Raw genomic sequence first — 15,114 nt, forward strand, 5'->3', positions numbered from 1 at the left:
CCATTCGGAGCGAATCCTGACTTGAGGTGAAAAGCCCTGGCACGTGGGTTGTCCTCGAGTACCGGATTCGTGCGGGAGGCGTTGGATGCCGCACGCGCTCATATAGTCTGAGACCATGCCTTCCCGTCCGCTGAGAATCGTTGTCCTTCTTTTCCCACGGGTCACCCAGTTAGATTTCACGGGGCCCGCTCAGGTTTTCTCCAAGTTTCCGGACACCGAACTTCACTTGGCCTGGCATAGCCTGGATCCGATCCCTACCGATGCCGGCTGGTGCATCGTGCCCACTACGACCCTTGACGAGTGCCCCCAGGCAGACATCATCTTTGTGCCCGGAGGTGCAGGGGCGTTTGACATGTTCGACGATCCCAAGGCCCTGGCATTTCTCCGAGACCAAGCCCAAGAAGCCCGCTGGATCACTTCCGTTTGCACAGGATCATTCACCCTGGCAGCAGCGGGACTCCTCACTGGCTACCGTGCCACCAGTCACTGGGCGTCCCTGCAGATGCTCGAAGAATTCGGCGTCCACCCGATTTCGGAAAGAGTAGTCCGTGACAGAAACCGGATTACCGGTGCCGGCGTGACCTCGGGGATCGATTTTGCATTCACGTTGGCGGCGGAACTTTTTGGTGAGGACGAAGCTCGAAGCATTCAGCTGGCCATCGAATATGATCCGAAACCCCCCTTCGATCACGGCTCGCCGGGCAAGGCGGACCCTGAAGAAGTAAAGAGCATCATCACCGCTACCGAGAATCTCCGCAAAGCCGCGGTCCGAAGGTCTGCCAGCGCCTTAGCGAGCACCCAAGCCTCCGCCTAGCAGTTACCGCTTCCTACGAACTCAGCGACTCCCCGTCGCAGTTTCAGGGAACTGCGACACCCAACCAGGCTCCCACAAAGACTTGATCGCTCTTTGGCGTTGCCGTGAGCTATCGATGATGCATGGGTTCGCTGCAGAGGTGCTGCGGTTAGCTGGCGGTGGCCTTCTGTTCCCGGGGTGCATCACTTCGGGCCTGGGCGGCCTCGGCCTGTGGGGTGCCTTTTGCCGTGCGGCGCGCGACCAGGTTTACGGCCAGAAGCGCAGCGAGCGTGAGGACTACTCCGGCGATTTCGCCGCCCGTGGGCTGCTGCCCGCGGATGGCTTCGATGGTGAAGGCCGTGATGGGGACAAGGTTGATGAACAACACCCCATTGGATGCCCCCAAAATGGCGACGGCCTGATTCCAGGTAAGCACTGCCAGTACCGTGGCGGGAAGCGCCATGTAGAGGATCTGCCAGATGACGGAACCGACGTCCCCGACAGATATGGGCGGCTCGTTCCACGTCAGTACGGTGGTGAGGACGATGATGGAAACCGTTCCCAGCAGACATGTGTGCGTAGTGAACCGAAGCAGGCTCAACTCTGCGAAAGCGCTGCGGCTGGTCGTGTAGAGGACCCACGCGATCACGCCGGCGAACGTCAACGGGACGCCCAGCCCGAGACCACCCTGAAGGACCGCGGCCGGGTTCCCGTTCCCCAGAACCATGGCGACACCTACGAGCGCGATGGCAGAGAAGAGGAACACCAGGCCGGCAGGCCGCTTCCTTGTGCGGGCCCACATGACGAACAGTGTGACCATCGGCAGGGTTGCCATGACCAAGGAGATGGTCTGTGGCGCCGAGTAGGCCAGGCCGGCGTACATGAGCATGTTGAATCCTGCGAAGCCGATGGTTCCCACCAGCCACAGAGCGCCGACCCTCCTACCGGGGACGAGGGCCCGGGGCCCCTCCTTAAGGGCGAGGACGACCATGAAGACGACCGTAGCCACGATAAACCTGGCGGCCGTCAGCTGGAACGGCCCCAGATGGGAAAATGCGGTTTTGGCGATGGTGAACATTCCTCCCCAGGCCAGGGCTGTTGCCAGGCCGCCGACGGCGGCGAGTGAAGTGGTTCGGTGCATGGAGACTCCAGGTGTTCGTTAGTTGACGAATACACGAACACTGTACATGATGGTGTGACAAAGGAAAGGCCCGCGTGAAACCCCTATTTCACCCCCGGATCGATGACCTCGACTTGTCCACTATCCTGCACGCCTGCGCCGATCCCACCCGGCTTCGGCTCCTTGCCGACATCAACACCGACCCTGGCAAGACCTGCGGAACCTTCGAAACCGAACTTTCCAAATCAACGCTCTCCGCGCACTTCAAAGTCCTCCGGGAATCGGGCCTCATCCGTCAGGAACTCGGCCCAGGCAACAGCCGCCTTAATTGGCCCAGGACCGCGGAAGTCCAGTCGCGATTTCCTGGGGTCATCAGCGCCATACTGAAGTCCGCCACTCGAAGTTAGGGCAGAGTTTCGATGGCCGCTGACCAGGAGGGCACTTTCGTCTGGCGCCACCGGCAACCTTTCGCTTCGGCACAAACGGCCTACGTTCAATCCGGCGTTGACGGCATTAGTGTCAGTTTCCGAAGTCGATTGCACGGAATGTCCAAAGCCGTCTGCACAGCCACGCCCGTTGGGGGATCCGCTTGCGGTCAGGGCGACTCTGCCTGCCCCAAAATTGTCCTCAGCGGGTCGGCGCCGCGGACGGGTTGCCGCCGGCCTTTAGGACTCTGAAACTTATCGATGAGTGCGCGGGCGTCAATGGCCAGTAGGTTCTGCCCGCGGGGAACAATGGGGTTTGCTATCGTCGCAGAAGTGAAGACTTCTTCCCCGCCCCTCACCCTTGATCCCCGCGCCGCACTGGTGATCGTCGACGTCCAACAGGCCTTCGATGACGCCGCCTACTGGGGTCCGCGCGATAACCCCTCCTGCGAGGTGAACATCGGCGCCCTGCTGACGCGCTGGCGGGAAACCGGCCGCCCCATCGTTTTCGTTCGCCACGACTCCACCGCACCCTCCTCGCCCCTGCATCCGAACAACCCCGGCAACGCGTTCAAGGACATCATCACCGGCGCCCCGGATCTCCTGGTGCGCAAGAACGTCAACTCCAGCTTTCACGGCACCCCTGACCTGCATGCCTGGCTGCAGGAGAACGGCATCAAGGAATTGGTCGTCTGCGGAATCACCACCAATCACTGCTGCGAGACTACTGCCCGAGTCGGGGGCAACCTCGGCTACCGGGTGTACTTCCCCCTGGATGCCACCCACACCTTTGACCGCACCGCTCCGGACGGTGAGAACGTTGTCGCAGCTGTGCTGTCCCGGATGACCGGGGTGAATTTACACGAAGAGTTCGCCACGGTCGTGACCACCGCCGGCTTGCTCGAACAGGTACAGCAACCCGCCACCGCCCGGTAGCCGGAGCGGGCAGGACTGTCTGTCGCACGTTTCCCTACGGGACGGCCACGCTGCGAAGTCTCAACGCCAGCACGCCTTGTTTCGGCGGCGCGGTCCACGACCGGCTGAGGGTCGAGCTGAAAGGTTGGCGTCTCGAACGGAGCGAGAACGTGCTCGGTCCTCCATATTGGGCCGTTCCCGCTCAGACAGATTCGTTCTGTCCTGAATCCGCCAGGGTGACGCCGGCGACGGACCAGTTCTCACGAGGGAGTTCGTGCAAAACCACCCGGATGGTGTCGGGGCGGATTTCCATGACTTCCGCGTATGCGGCCGTCAGCGCAGCGAGCAGTCGACGCTTTTTTTCAGTGGAGGAAGGGGATGCATTGAGAACCTGGATAAGCGGCATGTTCAGATTCTGGCACTGTTGCGAAGGATCAGGGTGGGTCAGGCCCGTGGGCCCCGCAAAGGAGGCGCAACAAGAGGGGGAGAGCCGCCGAACCAATACCGACCGGTGCCCCGGTAAAGGATCCCTCAACGGGCGCAAGGAACATGTAGTCACGGGAGCATCCTCATCGTGGGATCACGCGATTTGGATTACGCGACATTGCTGACATAGCGGATACTCCTGCAGGAACGGAGTCAACCTCTCCTGCATAGCTGTGAAGTCCCATCCATACATATACAGCGCTGTTTCATGCGGTCCTTGCCAGTGACTGCTCACGATCCCCAGCCCCTCCAGCAACCGGCCGCATTCTGCGTAGACGTGATTGGAGTCGTAGTCCCGGTACACATCGTCCGGAAGGTCGGCGCCGTTGAGGTAGAGGGCTAATCCTTCGTGTGCGCCGAAATCGATCCGACGATCTTGGTCTGACACGTACAGAGTGGAGCCCTTGGGGGCGAGCATTGTGGCCAGGGTTTCGGATACGGCATTGACCGTCACCTCGAACGGTCCGTCAATCTCAATTTCGATGTCGCACTCAGTGATCTCACCGTTGGCCGCCATTTGGGTTCCCCCGCCAACTATGCGGATTTCGTGTCCGCATTGTTTCATTGCGGCCTCGAAGGCATCTTCAAGTGCGGCCCGGTCCAGGGGTTGCAGGCGGGCATTCAGCGTGACAACGACAACGCTGGGTCTTCTTTTCTTAAATAGACCGAACAATTCCGCTCCTTCCATAGCGTCAAGGATTTTCTTGAAGCTACCAGCCATGTGGCCCGCTTGGCGGGACTGCCTGTCCTGGACCGTGGCGGAAACACGGCAAGCTTCCGAAAGAACCCGCCACATGGCATCACCTGATGTCGGGGTCGCCGGTCCCCTGAAATTTTGGTGTGGTGGTGCCCGTAAGCCGGTGGCTCATCGGCCCCTCACAGTGCCCGTTAGCCGATCCCCATGCGGACATGTTGTCGGCCGCGCAGACGACTTTGGACATTTCGTGCAGACGACTTCGGAAAATGACAAAAATGGCGACACGCCATCCGATTTCGTTCCACAACTATGTTCTCTTCGGCGTCCCGCGCCGAGCGTGCAGGATAAGTATCGGTACAGTTGTCTCATGGATATTGGGTATGCCCGCGTTTCGACCGCTAAACAGGACCTCGACCGGCAGATTGACGCATTGCGCGGCGAGGGCATCCCTGCTCGCCACATCTACGTGGACAAGAAATCCGGGTCCACCACAAACCGGCCAGGACTTCATGAAGCACTCGATCAAGCCCGCGAGGGGGACGTGATCGTGGTACACACCCTGGACAGGTTGGGCCGGACAGTCCGGGACACCCTGAACCTCATCTACGACTTGGCCGGCCGCGGCGTCGGAGTCCGGAACCTGGCCGACCCGATCCGGGTTGATTCCGCCAATCCGGAGGATCCCATGTCGCAGTTGGCAGTGGTGATGCTCGCGCTCTTCGGTCAAATGGAACGGACCTTCGCGATCGAACGCGCAGCCCATGCCCGTGCCGTTGCTGCTGCCAAGGGCAAAAGGATCGGTCGGCCCAGCGTGGTCCATCCAGCGAAGCTTGCCTATGCCGCGCACCTTCGCGACCACGAGGATCAGTCCATCTCCGAAATCGTGACGGCCACGGGCATCACCCGCTCCAGCCTCTACCGTCACCTGCCGCCCCGGCCCCCGGAGACGCTGACAGCCGAGAGCCAGCAGAACGCCTAAGAGCCCAGCGTCAGCGGCGGTTGGTGCACGCAACTTCAAGCAAAAATGACGGTTAGTGCACGCGACTTCGAACAAAACGACGGTTGGTGCAGACGACTTCGCACACTGCCGTGTCAGAAGTCGCATGCACCGGTCCCGTACTTCCGCGGGATCCAGTGCAGACGACTTCTGAAACTGACAAACAAGTCAGCAGGCTCCCGCAGCACGGTGATCGACCGGCTTACGGGCAGCATCGCCAAGCTTGGGGAATGCGATCCTCAGTGATCACGGAGGGTCCACGGAGCGCTAGAAGTTCTTTCCCATCAAACGTTCCGACCGCTCAGTTCGCCTGGTCTGTGGAAGACGGTCGAGGACCTCGAGCTCGCGACCCTCGGATGGTTCAATGGCACATCACCTAGCGCCTCCACTGCTAAATCGGCGATTCCCGTCCGCTGAGTTCAAATAGGCGTTCTATGCTGGGCCAAGCCGACCGCAATCAGCTGGTGGTAATCAAACAGCGCGAGTCTCCATCAGACCCAGGGCGCTTGAGTGAGACGGAGACTTGGATTTGATCCTCTTCGATACGAATGCCGTGAATCTTCTGCCGCCCAACGGCCCCCGTGCCGACATCATCCGGAAGCTGCGGGAGTCCGGGCACCATAGGATTGCCGTGCCGTGGATGGTTTTGGAAGAGATGGCTGCGCATAAGGCGGCGTTCTACCCAGACAGGCATAAGTCAGCAGTAACCGTCCTGCAGAAGCTAAGGGAAATGCTTCCGTGGGAGCTGGAGAGTTCCCTGGAACCACTTGATTTGGAACGCCTCCTGAACCACTGGCGAGATGCTTACCGCGAGATCTTCGAAGTGATCGACATGAGTGGTGACACCGCACGCAGGGCCTTGGCTCGCGAAGCAATGTCGCTTCCGCCTGCGAAGCGTAATAAGGACCATTCTGAGGGTGCACGGGATGTGGCCATCTGGTTCTCCATCCTGGAATTTCTCAAGGAAAACCCCGAAGAGCACGTCTGCTTCGTTACAAGCAATACCAACGACTTCGGAGATGGGACCGCCTATCCCTATCCGATGGATGAGGACGTCCGCGGCCTTGAGGACAGGCTCACGCATCTTGCGGATTTCGACCAGGTGGTCTCCCAGTTCACCAAGGAAGTCTCTGGTAAGGAGGCGGAAACTGCTGCAGGAGACCTGCTCCGATCAGTTCCGATACAGTCTCGGCTGGCTCAGACAGCTGTCGAGATTCTCACCTCGCCCACGGGTTTCGTAGGCATGGGCGTCACTGATGGTGTGGTGCAGTGGCGTTCATGGATGACCCCGCCCGAAGCAGAACTCCTTAGCGTCACGGACGTCGTCGGCCATGAGATCGAGGGGGACATCTGGTATACGGCCAAGGCGCGGTGGCTGCTGTACGGGGTTGTGACCGACGGCAACGACACACAGAGCATCGCCTGTGTATGGGAGGTGAAAGTCCTCTTCTCGGCAAGCGAAGAGGACCAGACGCCAACTCTCCTCACGCCTGGAGAGCCCTCGCTGCCTGACATGGCTGACGAGCGGTGCGCGGAGGCTCTAAAGAGACTCAAAGGAAAGGCGGCCGACGTGGCTCGGCAAAGCCTCGCCAATTTGTCTGCGCAGTCTTCTGCAGCTGGAAGTTACCTGGCTCAGCAGATGGCCGCCGCTATGGCCAAGCTCGACATCGCTGGCCTCATGGGCACCGCGAACCTGGCTCAGCAGATGGCCGCCGCCATGCCCAAGTACGACATCGCTGGCCTCATGGGCACCGCGAACCTGGCTCAGCAGATGGCCGCCGCCATGCCCAAGTACGACATCGCTGGCCTCATGGGCACCGCGAACCTGGCTCAGCAGATGGCCGCCGCCATGCCCAAGCTCGACATTGCAGGGCTCTTGCCCAGCGTGAACTTGGCTCAGCAGCTCGCTGCGTCTATGCCCAAGTACGACGTCAGTGGGTTGCCGTACGTGGCGAGAGCAACCGAGCCGTCCTCGGACGAAGAGACGGAGTCGAACGAAGACGAAGAGACCGAAGAAGACTAAGGAGATTCGCCGCAGCCATCGAGTCGAGCGCCCATGCGTAAGGCGTGGTAACCGGGACGAATGGATCCTAGGAGGCATGCAGATTCTCACGGCCGGTGCCCTGCTCTCGCCTGAAGTCTTGGCGAAAGCAAACGCCCGGTGAAGGATCGGCGAATTCAGGCGGTCGTTGCAACGGCGGGTTTTTCTGGTTCAAATAGTAGCCGTTCCATGGCTTGGGCGGGGGTGATGCCGCCCAGGGTCTTGCGGGGTCGGGCGTTGAGTTCGGCTGCGACTTCGAGCAGCCGCTCGGGTGAGTGCACGGACAGGTCGGTGCCCTTGGGGAAGTACTGGCGCAGGAGTCCGTTGGTGTTCTCGTTGGTGCCGCGCTGCCAGGGTGAGTGCGGGTCGCAGAAGTAGATGTCCATGTTGGTCGCCATGGTGATCTGGCGGTGTTGGGCAAGCTCGGTGCCCTGGTCCCAGGTCAGCGACTTGCACAGGTGCTCCGGCAGGGTCTTGATCCTCGCCAGCAGGCCGTCACGGACAGCGACGGCGCCGTGGTCATCGGGCAGGTGGACCAGCATCGTAAACCGGGTCTGGCGCTCCACCAGGGTGGCGATGGCCGAGCGGCAGTTCGACCCCAGGACCAGATCCCCTTCCCAGTGGCCAGGGACGGCGCGGTCGGCGACCTCGGCGGGTCGTTCGCTGATCAGGATCATGTCCGGGATCTTCCCCGCCCGCTTGCCGGTGGGGCGTCTTGGCCGCCTCACGGCGCGGCCTGTGCGCAGGTGTTGGTGCAGGTCAGCGCGCAGGTGACCGCGGCCCTGCACATACAGCGCCTGGTAGATCGTCTCGGGACACACTTGCATCTCCGCTCGGTCCGGGAACGTCGTGGCGAGGTGGTCACTGATCTGCTCGGGACTCCACTTCACGCACAACTTGGCCTGTACCAGGGATGCCAGTTCCAGGTCATCGAACTTGCTGGCCTTGGGTCGGTGACCGCGCAGCTCGGCCCGTTTCTGCGCCGCATACGGCGCATACTTTCCCCGCCCCCGCGCGCCCGTCCCGGGGCCGTTACGGCGCAGTTCACGGCTGACCGTCGATGCAGACCGCTTGAGCTGCGCTGCGATCGCCCGCACACTTATTCCGGCCAGGTGCAGGTCCGCGATCTGCAGTCGGTCTTCCAGGCACAGGTACCGGCCCGAAGGTTCGGGTTTCTTGCGCGGGATCCGCCCGCCGGTTGCTTGACGCCAATGACGGCCAGTTCGTCGATCCACTCCAACAGCCTCGCACGCCGCGATCAGCGTCGAGCCCTGGGCCATCAACACCCAGAACCGGGCCTCCTTTTCGATCCGTTCCTTCTTCGACAACATGGGCAACACCTCACAATAAAAAGGGGTGTTGCAACGACCGATTGAACTCGCCATCCCTATGGGGCGGACATACGTGAACGTTTTGCGCATCGGTAGGCTAGGTCCATGGCGTTGGGGGAAGCGGCGCAGCCGCAGGCAGTTCGATCACACAGGGTGATCCTGGACGCGTACGCGTTCATCAAGGGCTGGTTGATCGCCACTTCGCTCTGGGTAGGCCTACTGCTGTTCTTGGTTGCGGCAAGCTACGGCGTGCCCGCCGCGCGAGACGGCACCGACGCCGGCCACGTATGGGGCCTTTTGGGCATGGTGGTTTTTTATGGCTTCGGAGTTTCCCTGGTGTTCGCGGCGCCACTGGCCTGGGTGTTGGCCTACCTTCTGCGCCCAGTCCGGAATCAAAGGATCCACATCGGGGCCTTTTTCGCGGTGCCCACCCTAGCGTTCTGGCTGCTGGGAAGCGTCCTCGGTCTCGGCTGGCAGCCCTTGCTGCTGATCGCATGGGCCACCGTTGGCGCAGCGGCGGCGATCGGCCGTTGGTCGGTCCGCAAGGACGTCCTTTCCTCGACTTCCGCGACTGCCCCCGCCGGACCGCCCGCTGAATGATCCCTTACCGGACTCGGGTGGTCATCTCCCAACAGCTAGCTGCGGGAAGCAGTGAGCAGCCTGATGGCGGCAAGCTCCAACTTCGCCAAGTCTGACTTGATCGCATTTATCTCTTGGTAGGCGGAAACCCGATCGTCCTCACTGCCCCTGCTATTGGAATGAAGGACAGCGAATGCCTTGCCGCCTTGAATCCTCCGCTGTGCCTCCATCGCGGGCAGGATAAGCGCATCTTCGCCGGTGTGGAGCCGAAGCTTCCGGATATTGCGATCTACCGACTGAGCATTTTGAGTCATCTCTCGGCCGCTATCGGTGTCCACCCATTCGATCCAATCGCGTTGCTTCCATTCGTTGCCAGCGCTCGATATGACCAGAATCTGCATCGTGTCTGCCCAGCGGTTCCCCGCTTGCACGAGGTCTGTGACAATGTCTCGCAGTTCGCGCTTCCTTGTGGCCTCACGCAACGCGGCGCCCTCTGCCTCGGAGCCGCTGAGCAATCGATCCTGCAACATCTCCACTTTTCCGGCTCTGCAGACGACCCTCTTGTGACGGGTGGTCCTAGTCCAAAGCGTCGCGCAAGTCCTGAATCAAAACAGCCATGTTCAATTTGACGCCTATAGGAGCATCGTCGTAGACAGAACAGGGCCAGGGTGTCCGGAGCTCTGCGACGGTGCGCACTGGACCCAACAGCCGGCCGCGCCAGCGGACGCCCAACACTGGTTGAAGCGCAGCGGAAACCAGGTCTTGAACGGGTTGTGCCCACTGCGGGCAGGTGGAGCCCTCCGCACAGCTCAGGCTGTCCCCACTGGCGTACAACCCGTTCCTGTCAGACCCCTCCCCCATACTGAAACCAGCGGCTGAGAGGCCGCCTTTTTTACGGCGTGGTTATTCGAACATATATCCTAAGATCGTGGTATGGGACCAGAACAAGCGAGCCGGCTGCAGGCGCAGTATGCGCGGCGCGCCGGCCCGATAGGGCTGACGGTGGAAGAACTCGACTTCGAGCACTTCCCCGCCAAGAACGGGTTCCCTGGGATCCCGGTGAAGGCGTGGATCCGGTTCCCGAACTGCGCGGAGCTGGTGGACGGCGAGGTGTACGCCTGGACGGCCAAAGCCGCGGAAGTGACCTGGAAGGACGGGCCGGTGACCTACCGGACGTGGGTGTGGAGTTCGGCGGTCACCCGCCGCAAAGATTTGAAAAGAAGGACCCTAGGAGAGCGTGCAGACCATGACAGCAACAGCCAATAGAACAGCCCTCGACGCTGCTGTGGACGTCCGGTTTACCCCGGCCGGCAACCCGTTGGCCGTCCGGCATAACGGACGCATATGGGCCGTCATGGCCGATCCGGTGCACTGGTTTGCACGGGACGCCTGGTGGGACACCAGAAGCACGGCCGCCGTGGGCAGCGGCGACCTGGTGAGCATCGAATACTGGCGCGTCCAGGTTGGCCTGGCGTCGAACTCTGCCTTGCGTACGTTCACGTTGCGCCGTGATCCCCTAGCCAGCCAGTGGCTCCTGGAGAACATCGCTGATGGCTACTAGGCAACGGTGAAACTGGACCGCGAACCGATCAGTGATCAGACATGGGAAGGGGTCAGGGCGGAATTCACGCTGCCTGCTCTGGGGCAGGTTCGCCGTCGCCTCTCTGAGCTCATGGAAGATCCGGAACCGGTGATGCAGCAGCTCGTCCGCGTCTTCATTGACGAGGGCACCTTCTGCCCGGGATTCCAGTTCCTCCCCGGCGGCCAGCTCCACCCGACCGTCGTCAGGCTTTTTCAGCGAGCGATGGAACTAAAAATTCCCCACAACTACTTCACGGTCTGGATGGTAACTCCGTCCCGGGAACTCGCGGGATCCCGCCCCGTTGACCTCTTGGACAGCGGGTCCTCACCCTTGCTTCGTGCCCTGGAAGCCCTCGGCCGGCGGTAGGCGCCAACCGGACTACCTGGTAGCGCTGTTGGCCATGAATGGCGGGTCTTTCACAGTCCGGTCTGGAGGTTTTCGGGCATACCTGCAGGCCGCGACGGCTGCATCCGCGGGGCTTTTGGCTTCAGCTGGTCGGGCGAAGCGACCCCCCCATCGCCAAAGCACTCGGGGTCTCCCACGCATCCATCTACGGCCGCCTTCCAACCAGCAACCTCTGAACCGTGCAACCCGCACGGAATCCTTAGCGCCAGCCACTGTTCCTCGGCAGGTCAGACCCCTATGAGAACTCGCCGCCGCGACACGGCACCTTCCCGCGCGAAACGCTGGGTCTGCCATTGGGGGTCATATTGACTGTGCACATGGACTTCAAGCAGCGCGCGACCTCGTTGGCGGGAACTTCATGGCATGCGATAGGTCGAGGCTTCCACGCCGCTACTGCTTGGATCGTCGAGGCCATACGGAAACTGCGTTCCGTTCGCGTCAACCTCGTCATTGCCGTGCTTCTGACCGCGCTCGGGCTGCTCGCCTTCGGAGCCTGTGCATGGTGGCTGATCGGCTTTGCGCTCACAGGTAACCCAACGTACTCACTCCCGAAGGGGGCGGAAACCCGTGGAGATGCCACCCGGATTGCGCTGACGATTGTGGCCGGTCTGGGCGGTGCAGTTGCCTTGGTCGTCACCTTCCGCAAGCAACGCCGGGCTGAGGATGGCTCTTTTCTGGAAAGGCTCTCCATCGCGGCAGACCTTCTGGGAGGCGCCAACCCAACCATGCAGGTTTCCGGCATCTACGCACTTGCCGCACTGGCCGACGAGACACACGGCACGCAACGGCAACAATGCATCGACGTTCTCTGCAGCTACATGCGACTTCCATATTCTCCAACAGTTGCCAACAATCTCCATCCCGCGACGACAACGACCCGACGGACCTACACATTCTCTGACAGAACCACCGAAGTTCAGACGACCATCAACCACCGCCCGTCGGATGGCGAGGTCAGGCTCACGATCATCGACGTTATCCGTCAGCATCTGCAGCCCGAAGCCATGCAGTCCTGGTCAAAGAACGACTTCAACTTCCGGGAGTCAGTCTTTGATGGAGGCAGCCTCGCCGGCGCACTGTTCCAGGGTGCCGTGGACTTCACCGGGGCGACGTTCATCAGGCGAACCATGAGCTTCAGCTTCGCGACCTTCTCCGGCAAGGTAAATTTCGGGTTGGCCACGTTCTCCGGCCGCGTTGACTTCAGCGATGCATGGTTCTCGGGCGGCACCGTGAACTTCCTAGACGCATTGTTCACCGGCGGCACCGTTGACTTTAGACGTGCGCGGTTCAGCGGCGGCACCGTTCAGTTCAGCTTCGCGAGATTCGCCGGCGGCAGTGTGAGCTTCGCCCGTGCGATGTTCACGGGCAGCAACATTGATTTCCTCCATACTAAGTTCTCCGGAGGAGAGGTGGATTTTAACGAGGCAATGTTCAGTGGCGGCGAGGCGGACTTCAGCTTTGCGTCCTTCTCCCACGGCACGGTGAACTTCGCCCGGACTGAGTTCACCGGCGGCACGATGATCTTCATCAAGACGGAGTTCACCGGCGGCAACGTCAACTTCGCCCAAGCCGAGTTCTCTGGTGGAGATCTGCGGTTTGGCCAGGCGAAGTTCGCCGGCGGCAAGATGCGGTTTGGCCAGGCGAAGTTCTCCGGCGGCAAGATGCACTTCTTCCAGGCGGAGTTCACCGGCGGTGAGCTGGACTTCGGCTCGGCCGAGTTCACCGGCGGTGAGCTGGACTTCGGCTTGGCCGAGTTCACCGGCAGCACCCTGGATTTCCGGCTGGCGAAGTTCACCAGCGGCAAGGTGAATTTCTTCCAGGCGGAGTTCACCGGCGGTGAGCTAGACTTCGGCTCGGCCGAGTTCACCGGCAGCAACGTGGATTTCCGTCTTCCGTCAGCTTGGAAGTGTCCGCCTCTGGTGCCGTGGGACATCCATCCTCCAGAGGGTGTTGTGCCGCAGGAGCTGCCGTTCGTCTGGCGGAGGTAGAGAACCACTACCCGGTGTGTCCCAGTACCTAGGAACTGGCACGGTCCGGCCGCCGCCGCTCCCCCATCTGGTGAACCGTCAGTTTCCGAAGTCGCCTGCAGCCGCTGATGCGCGATGGATACTCCGGTGCAGACGACTGTTGACATTGTTTTGTCCTAAGTCCTCTGCTCCAGGCGTATTTTGGTCCGAAGCCGCCTGCACCAATCGCGCCCGCCTTCAGCTCTCTGTCTTGAGGTACTGGTAGAGGGTTTCGCGGCTAATCCCGAATTCGCGGGCCAAGCCCGTCTTCTGTTCACCGGCGCCAGCTCGCTTCCGCAGCTCGCTTGCCTTCTCGGGCGAGAGTGCTTTCCTGCGTCCGCGGTATGCTCCGCGTGCCTGCGCCAGGGTGATGCCTTCGCGCTGGCGTTCACCGATCAGTGCCCGTTCAAATTCGGCGAAGGCTCCCATGACGGAGAGCATCAGGTTGGCCAAGGGTGAGTCCTCGCCGGTGAAGGTCAGGTTTTCCTTGAGGAACTCGATCCGAACACCTTTCTTGGTGAGCTCCTGTACCAGGGACCGGAGATCGTCCAGGTTCCGGGCGAGCCGGTCCATGCTGTGCACGACGAGGGTGTCGCCGTCACGGATGAAGCGCAGGAGCTCATCGAGCTGGGGGCGTTTGGTGTCCTTGCCCGAGGCCTTGTCCGTGAAGATCCTCTCCAGCTGAGCACCCTCGAGCTGGCGCTGAGTGTTCTGGTCCAGGCTGCTGACCCTGATGTATCCGATGCGCTGTCCGGCCATGATGCATTCCTAACGAAGAGTGTCAGGTTGAACCCTAAGACTTTGGAATCCATGTGTCAAGAAATTATGTTACCCACCCTAGCCTGACATGGGAGCCGTCCATATCCTGACGTCAGTCTGGGGTATACCCCAAACAGACGAGACCCTTACCCGCAGGACTTCGGGCTACGCGAACTTATCGGAAAGGATCATATGAGACGCGTGCGGTCGCGGGCGGCACGAGAGAGAACGTCCGCGGTTTCCGCGGGGTGTGACCACATCGGCCAATGCCCGGTCGGCAGGTCGAGGTAGGTCACATCGCGCAGTTCTGCTATCGCGGCGAACATGGGGTCGCCGGAGGCGACGAGTTCTTTCACCGTGGTGCTGGGAAACGAGCAGCAGATAATCGTCGCTGGCACGGCATGACGCGCCGGATTCACCAGCTGGATGGGCTCGCGAACTGCTCCGGCAGGATGTGGAACAGCGTTGTCCCGGAACCGCTGGAGGGTTGCACCGTCCAGCCCATCGAGGCTGGCCCCGCTGGCTTCCAGCTCGGCGAACGGCGGTAGTGGCAACTCGACCACATCCGGTCCGACATCGGGCCGCGGAACAGCACCCTGCGACGCCGGACCGCTGTCCAGATAGATCACGCGCGAAACGAGGTGAGGAACCGCATCGAGCACAGCGGTCACGACCGCCCCGGCTCCGCTGTGCGCGACGAGAACGACAGCATCCCCGACCGCACGCACGCACGCACTCACCGCGCTCACGTGGTCGGCGAACCGCATCCCGGCCCGCTCTGTCGCGGGGGACTCCAATCCCGGAAGTGTTATCGGATACGTTTGGTGCCCCTTGTGGCGGAGGTGTTCGGAGACGGTTTCCCACGCCCAGGAGCCCAACCAGTAGCCGGGGACGAGGACGACGGGCGATTCAGTATTTGCAGTAGTGATCATGGTCCCAGTGTCCAGCAGCAAGATGACACCCTTATGGCACTATTAA

General features: G+C 61.4%; 17 protein-coding genes. 10 read left to right on the forward strand and 7 right to left on the reverse strand.

The window, feature by feature from the left end; all coding sequences use genetic code 11:
- Positions 1-115 precede the first annotated feature (115 nt).
- Positions 116-814, forward strand: a complete 699-nt coding sequence (locus V3C33_09600; protein XAS69473.1) for a DJ-1/PfpI family protein — start codon at positions 116-118, stop codon at positions 812-814.
- Positions 815-962: 148 nt separating this feature from the next.
- Here V3C33_09600 and V3C33_09605 read toward each other — a convergent pair whose 3' ends face one another.
- A complete protein-coding gene (locus V3C33_09605) occupies positions 963-1,934 on the reverse strand; it encodes a DMT family transporter (GenBank protein ID XAS69474.1) in 972 nt (323 codons plus the stop codon).
- Between the two features lie 74 nt (positions 1,935-2,008).
- On the opposite strand from V3C33_09605, the gene V3C33_09610 reads away from it, so the two are divergent.
- Both V3C33_09610 and V3C33_09615 read left to right on the forward strand, forming a co-directional pair.
- Positions 2,009-2,320: a helix-turn-helix domain-containing protein gene (locus tag V3C33_09610; protein XAS69475.1), complete on the forward strand. Its 312-nt coding sequence runs from the start codon at positions 2,009-2,011 to the stop codon at positions 2,318-2,320.
- A gap of 351 nt (positions 2,321-2,671) precedes the next feature.
- A complete protein-coding gene (locus V3C33_09615; GenBank protein XAS69476.1) occupies positions 2,672-3,274 on the forward strand; it encodes a cysteine hydrolase family protein in 603 nt (200 codons plus the stop codon).
- Between the two features lie 181 nt (positions 3,275-3,455).
- Here V3C33_09615 and V3C33_09620 read toward each other — a convergent pair whose 3' ends face one another.
- Both V3C33_09620 and V3C33_09625 read right to left on the reverse strand, forming a co-directional pair.
- Positions 3,456-3,659, reverse strand: coding sequence for a tautomerase family protein (locus V3C33_09620; protein ID XAS69477.1), 204 nt, complete (start codon positions 3,657-3,659; stop codon positions 3,456-3,458).
- 174 nt (positions 3,660-3,833) lie between these two features.
- The gene (locus tag V3C33_09625) at positions 3,834-4,535 is read right to left on the reverse strand and encodes a hypothetical protein (GenBank protein XAS69478.1); all 702 of its coding nucleotides are present in this window, start codon (positions 4,533-4,535) and stop codon (positions 3,834-3,836) included.
- A 268-nt stretch (positions 4,536-4,803) separates the two neighbouring features.
- Between V3C33_09625 and V3C33_09630 the strand changes: the two genes are divergently transcribed.
- The gene (locus V3C33_09630; protein ID XAS69479.1) at positions 4,804-5,415 is read left to right on the forward strand and encodes a recombinase family protein; all 612 of its coding nucleotides are present in this window, start codon (positions 4,804-4,806) and stop codon (positions 5,413-5,415) included.
- Positions 5,416-5,962: 547 nt separating this feature from the next.
- Entirely contained in the window at positions 5,963-7,456 is a 1,494-nt protein-coding gene (locus V3C33_09635) for a PIN domain-containing protein (protein XAS69707.1), read from the forward strand.
- A 155-nt stretch (positions 7,457-7,611) separates the two neighbouring features.
- Here the strand turns inward: V3C33_09635 and V3C33_09640 are convergent, their stop codons facing one another.
- Positions 7,612-8,805: an IS30 family transposase gene (locus V3C33_09640; GenBank protein XAS69480.1), complete on the reverse strand. Its 1,194-nt coding sequence runs from the start codon at positions 8,803-8,805 to the stop codon at positions 7,612-7,614.
- 105 nt (positions 8,806-8,910) lie between these two features.
- Between V3C33_09640 and V3C33_09645 the strand changes: the two genes are divergently transcribed.
- Positions 8,911-9,405, forward strand: coding sequence for a hypothetical protein (locus tag V3C33_09645; protein XAS69481.1), 495 nt, complete (start codon positions 8,911-8,913; stop codon positions 9,403-9,405).
- A 35-nt stretch (positions 9,406-9,440) separates the two neighbouring features.
- Here the strand turns inward: V3C33_09645 and V3C33_09650 are convergent, their stop codons facing one another.
- Entirely contained in the window at positions 9,441-9,920 is a 480-nt protein-coding gene (locus tag V3C33_09650; protein XAS69482.1) for a hypothetical protein, read from the reverse strand.
- A 397-nt stretch (positions 9,921-10,317) separates the two neighbouring features.
- Between V3C33_09650 and V3C33_09655 the strand changes: the two genes are divergently transcribed.
- The 4 genes from V3C33_09655 to V3C33_09670 all read left to right on the forward strand — a co-directional run bounded on the left by V3C33_09655 (position 10,318) and on the right by V3C33_09670 (position 13,359).
- The gene (locus V3C33_09655) at positions 10,318-10,650 is read left to right on the forward strand and encodes a hypothetical protein (protein ID XAS69483.1); all 333 of its coding nucleotides are present in this window, start codon (positions 10,318-10,320) and stop codon (positions 10,648-10,650) included.
- Positions 10,631-10,945, forward strand: coding sequence for a hypothetical protein (locus V3C33_09660; protein XAS69484.1), 315 nt, complete (start codon positions 10,631-10,633; stop codon positions 10,943-10,945). The genes V3C33_09655 and V3C33_09660 overlap by 20 nt, the downstream gene beginning before the upstream one ends.
- Positions 10,946-11,056: 111 nt before the next feature.
- Positions 11,057-11,332: a hypothetical protein gene (locus tag V3C33_09665; protein XAS69485.1), complete on the forward strand. Its 276-nt coding sequence runs from the start codon at positions 11,057-11,059 to the stop codon at positions 11,330-11,332.
- A gap of 356 nt (positions 11,333-11,688) precedes the next feature.
- The gene (locus V3C33_09670; GenBank protein ID XAS69486.1) at positions 11,689-13,359 is read left to right on the forward strand and encodes a pentapeptide repeat-containing protein; all 1,671 of its coding nucleotides are present in this window, start codon (positions 11,689-11,691) and stop codon (positions 13,357-13,359) included.
- A 216-nt stretch (positions 13,360-13,575) separates the two neighbouring features.
- On the opposite strand, the gene V3C33_09675 is transcribed toward V3C33_09670, so the two are convergent.
- Positions 13,576-14,136 (reverse strand): recombinase family protein, encoded by a 561-nt coding sequence (locus V3C33_09675; GenBank protein XAS69487.1) that lies wholly within the window; start codon positions 14,134-14,136, stop codon positions 13,576-13,578.
- A 188-nt stretch (positions 14,137-14,324) separates the two neighbouring features.
- Positions 14,325-15,068 carry an alpha/beta hydrolase gene (locus tag V3C33_09680; GenBank protein XAS69488.1) on the reverse strand — a complete coding sequence of 248 codons (744 nt, stop codon included), beginning with the start codon at positions 15,066-15,068 and terminating at the stop codon, positions 14,325-14,327.
- Between the last annotated feature and the right edge of the window lie 46 nt (positions 15,069-15,114).

Source organism: Micrococcaceae bacterium Sec5.7 (assembly GCA_039636785.1).
GTDB lineage: Bacteria > Actinomycetota > Actinomycetes > Actinomycetales > Micrococcaceae > Arthrobacter.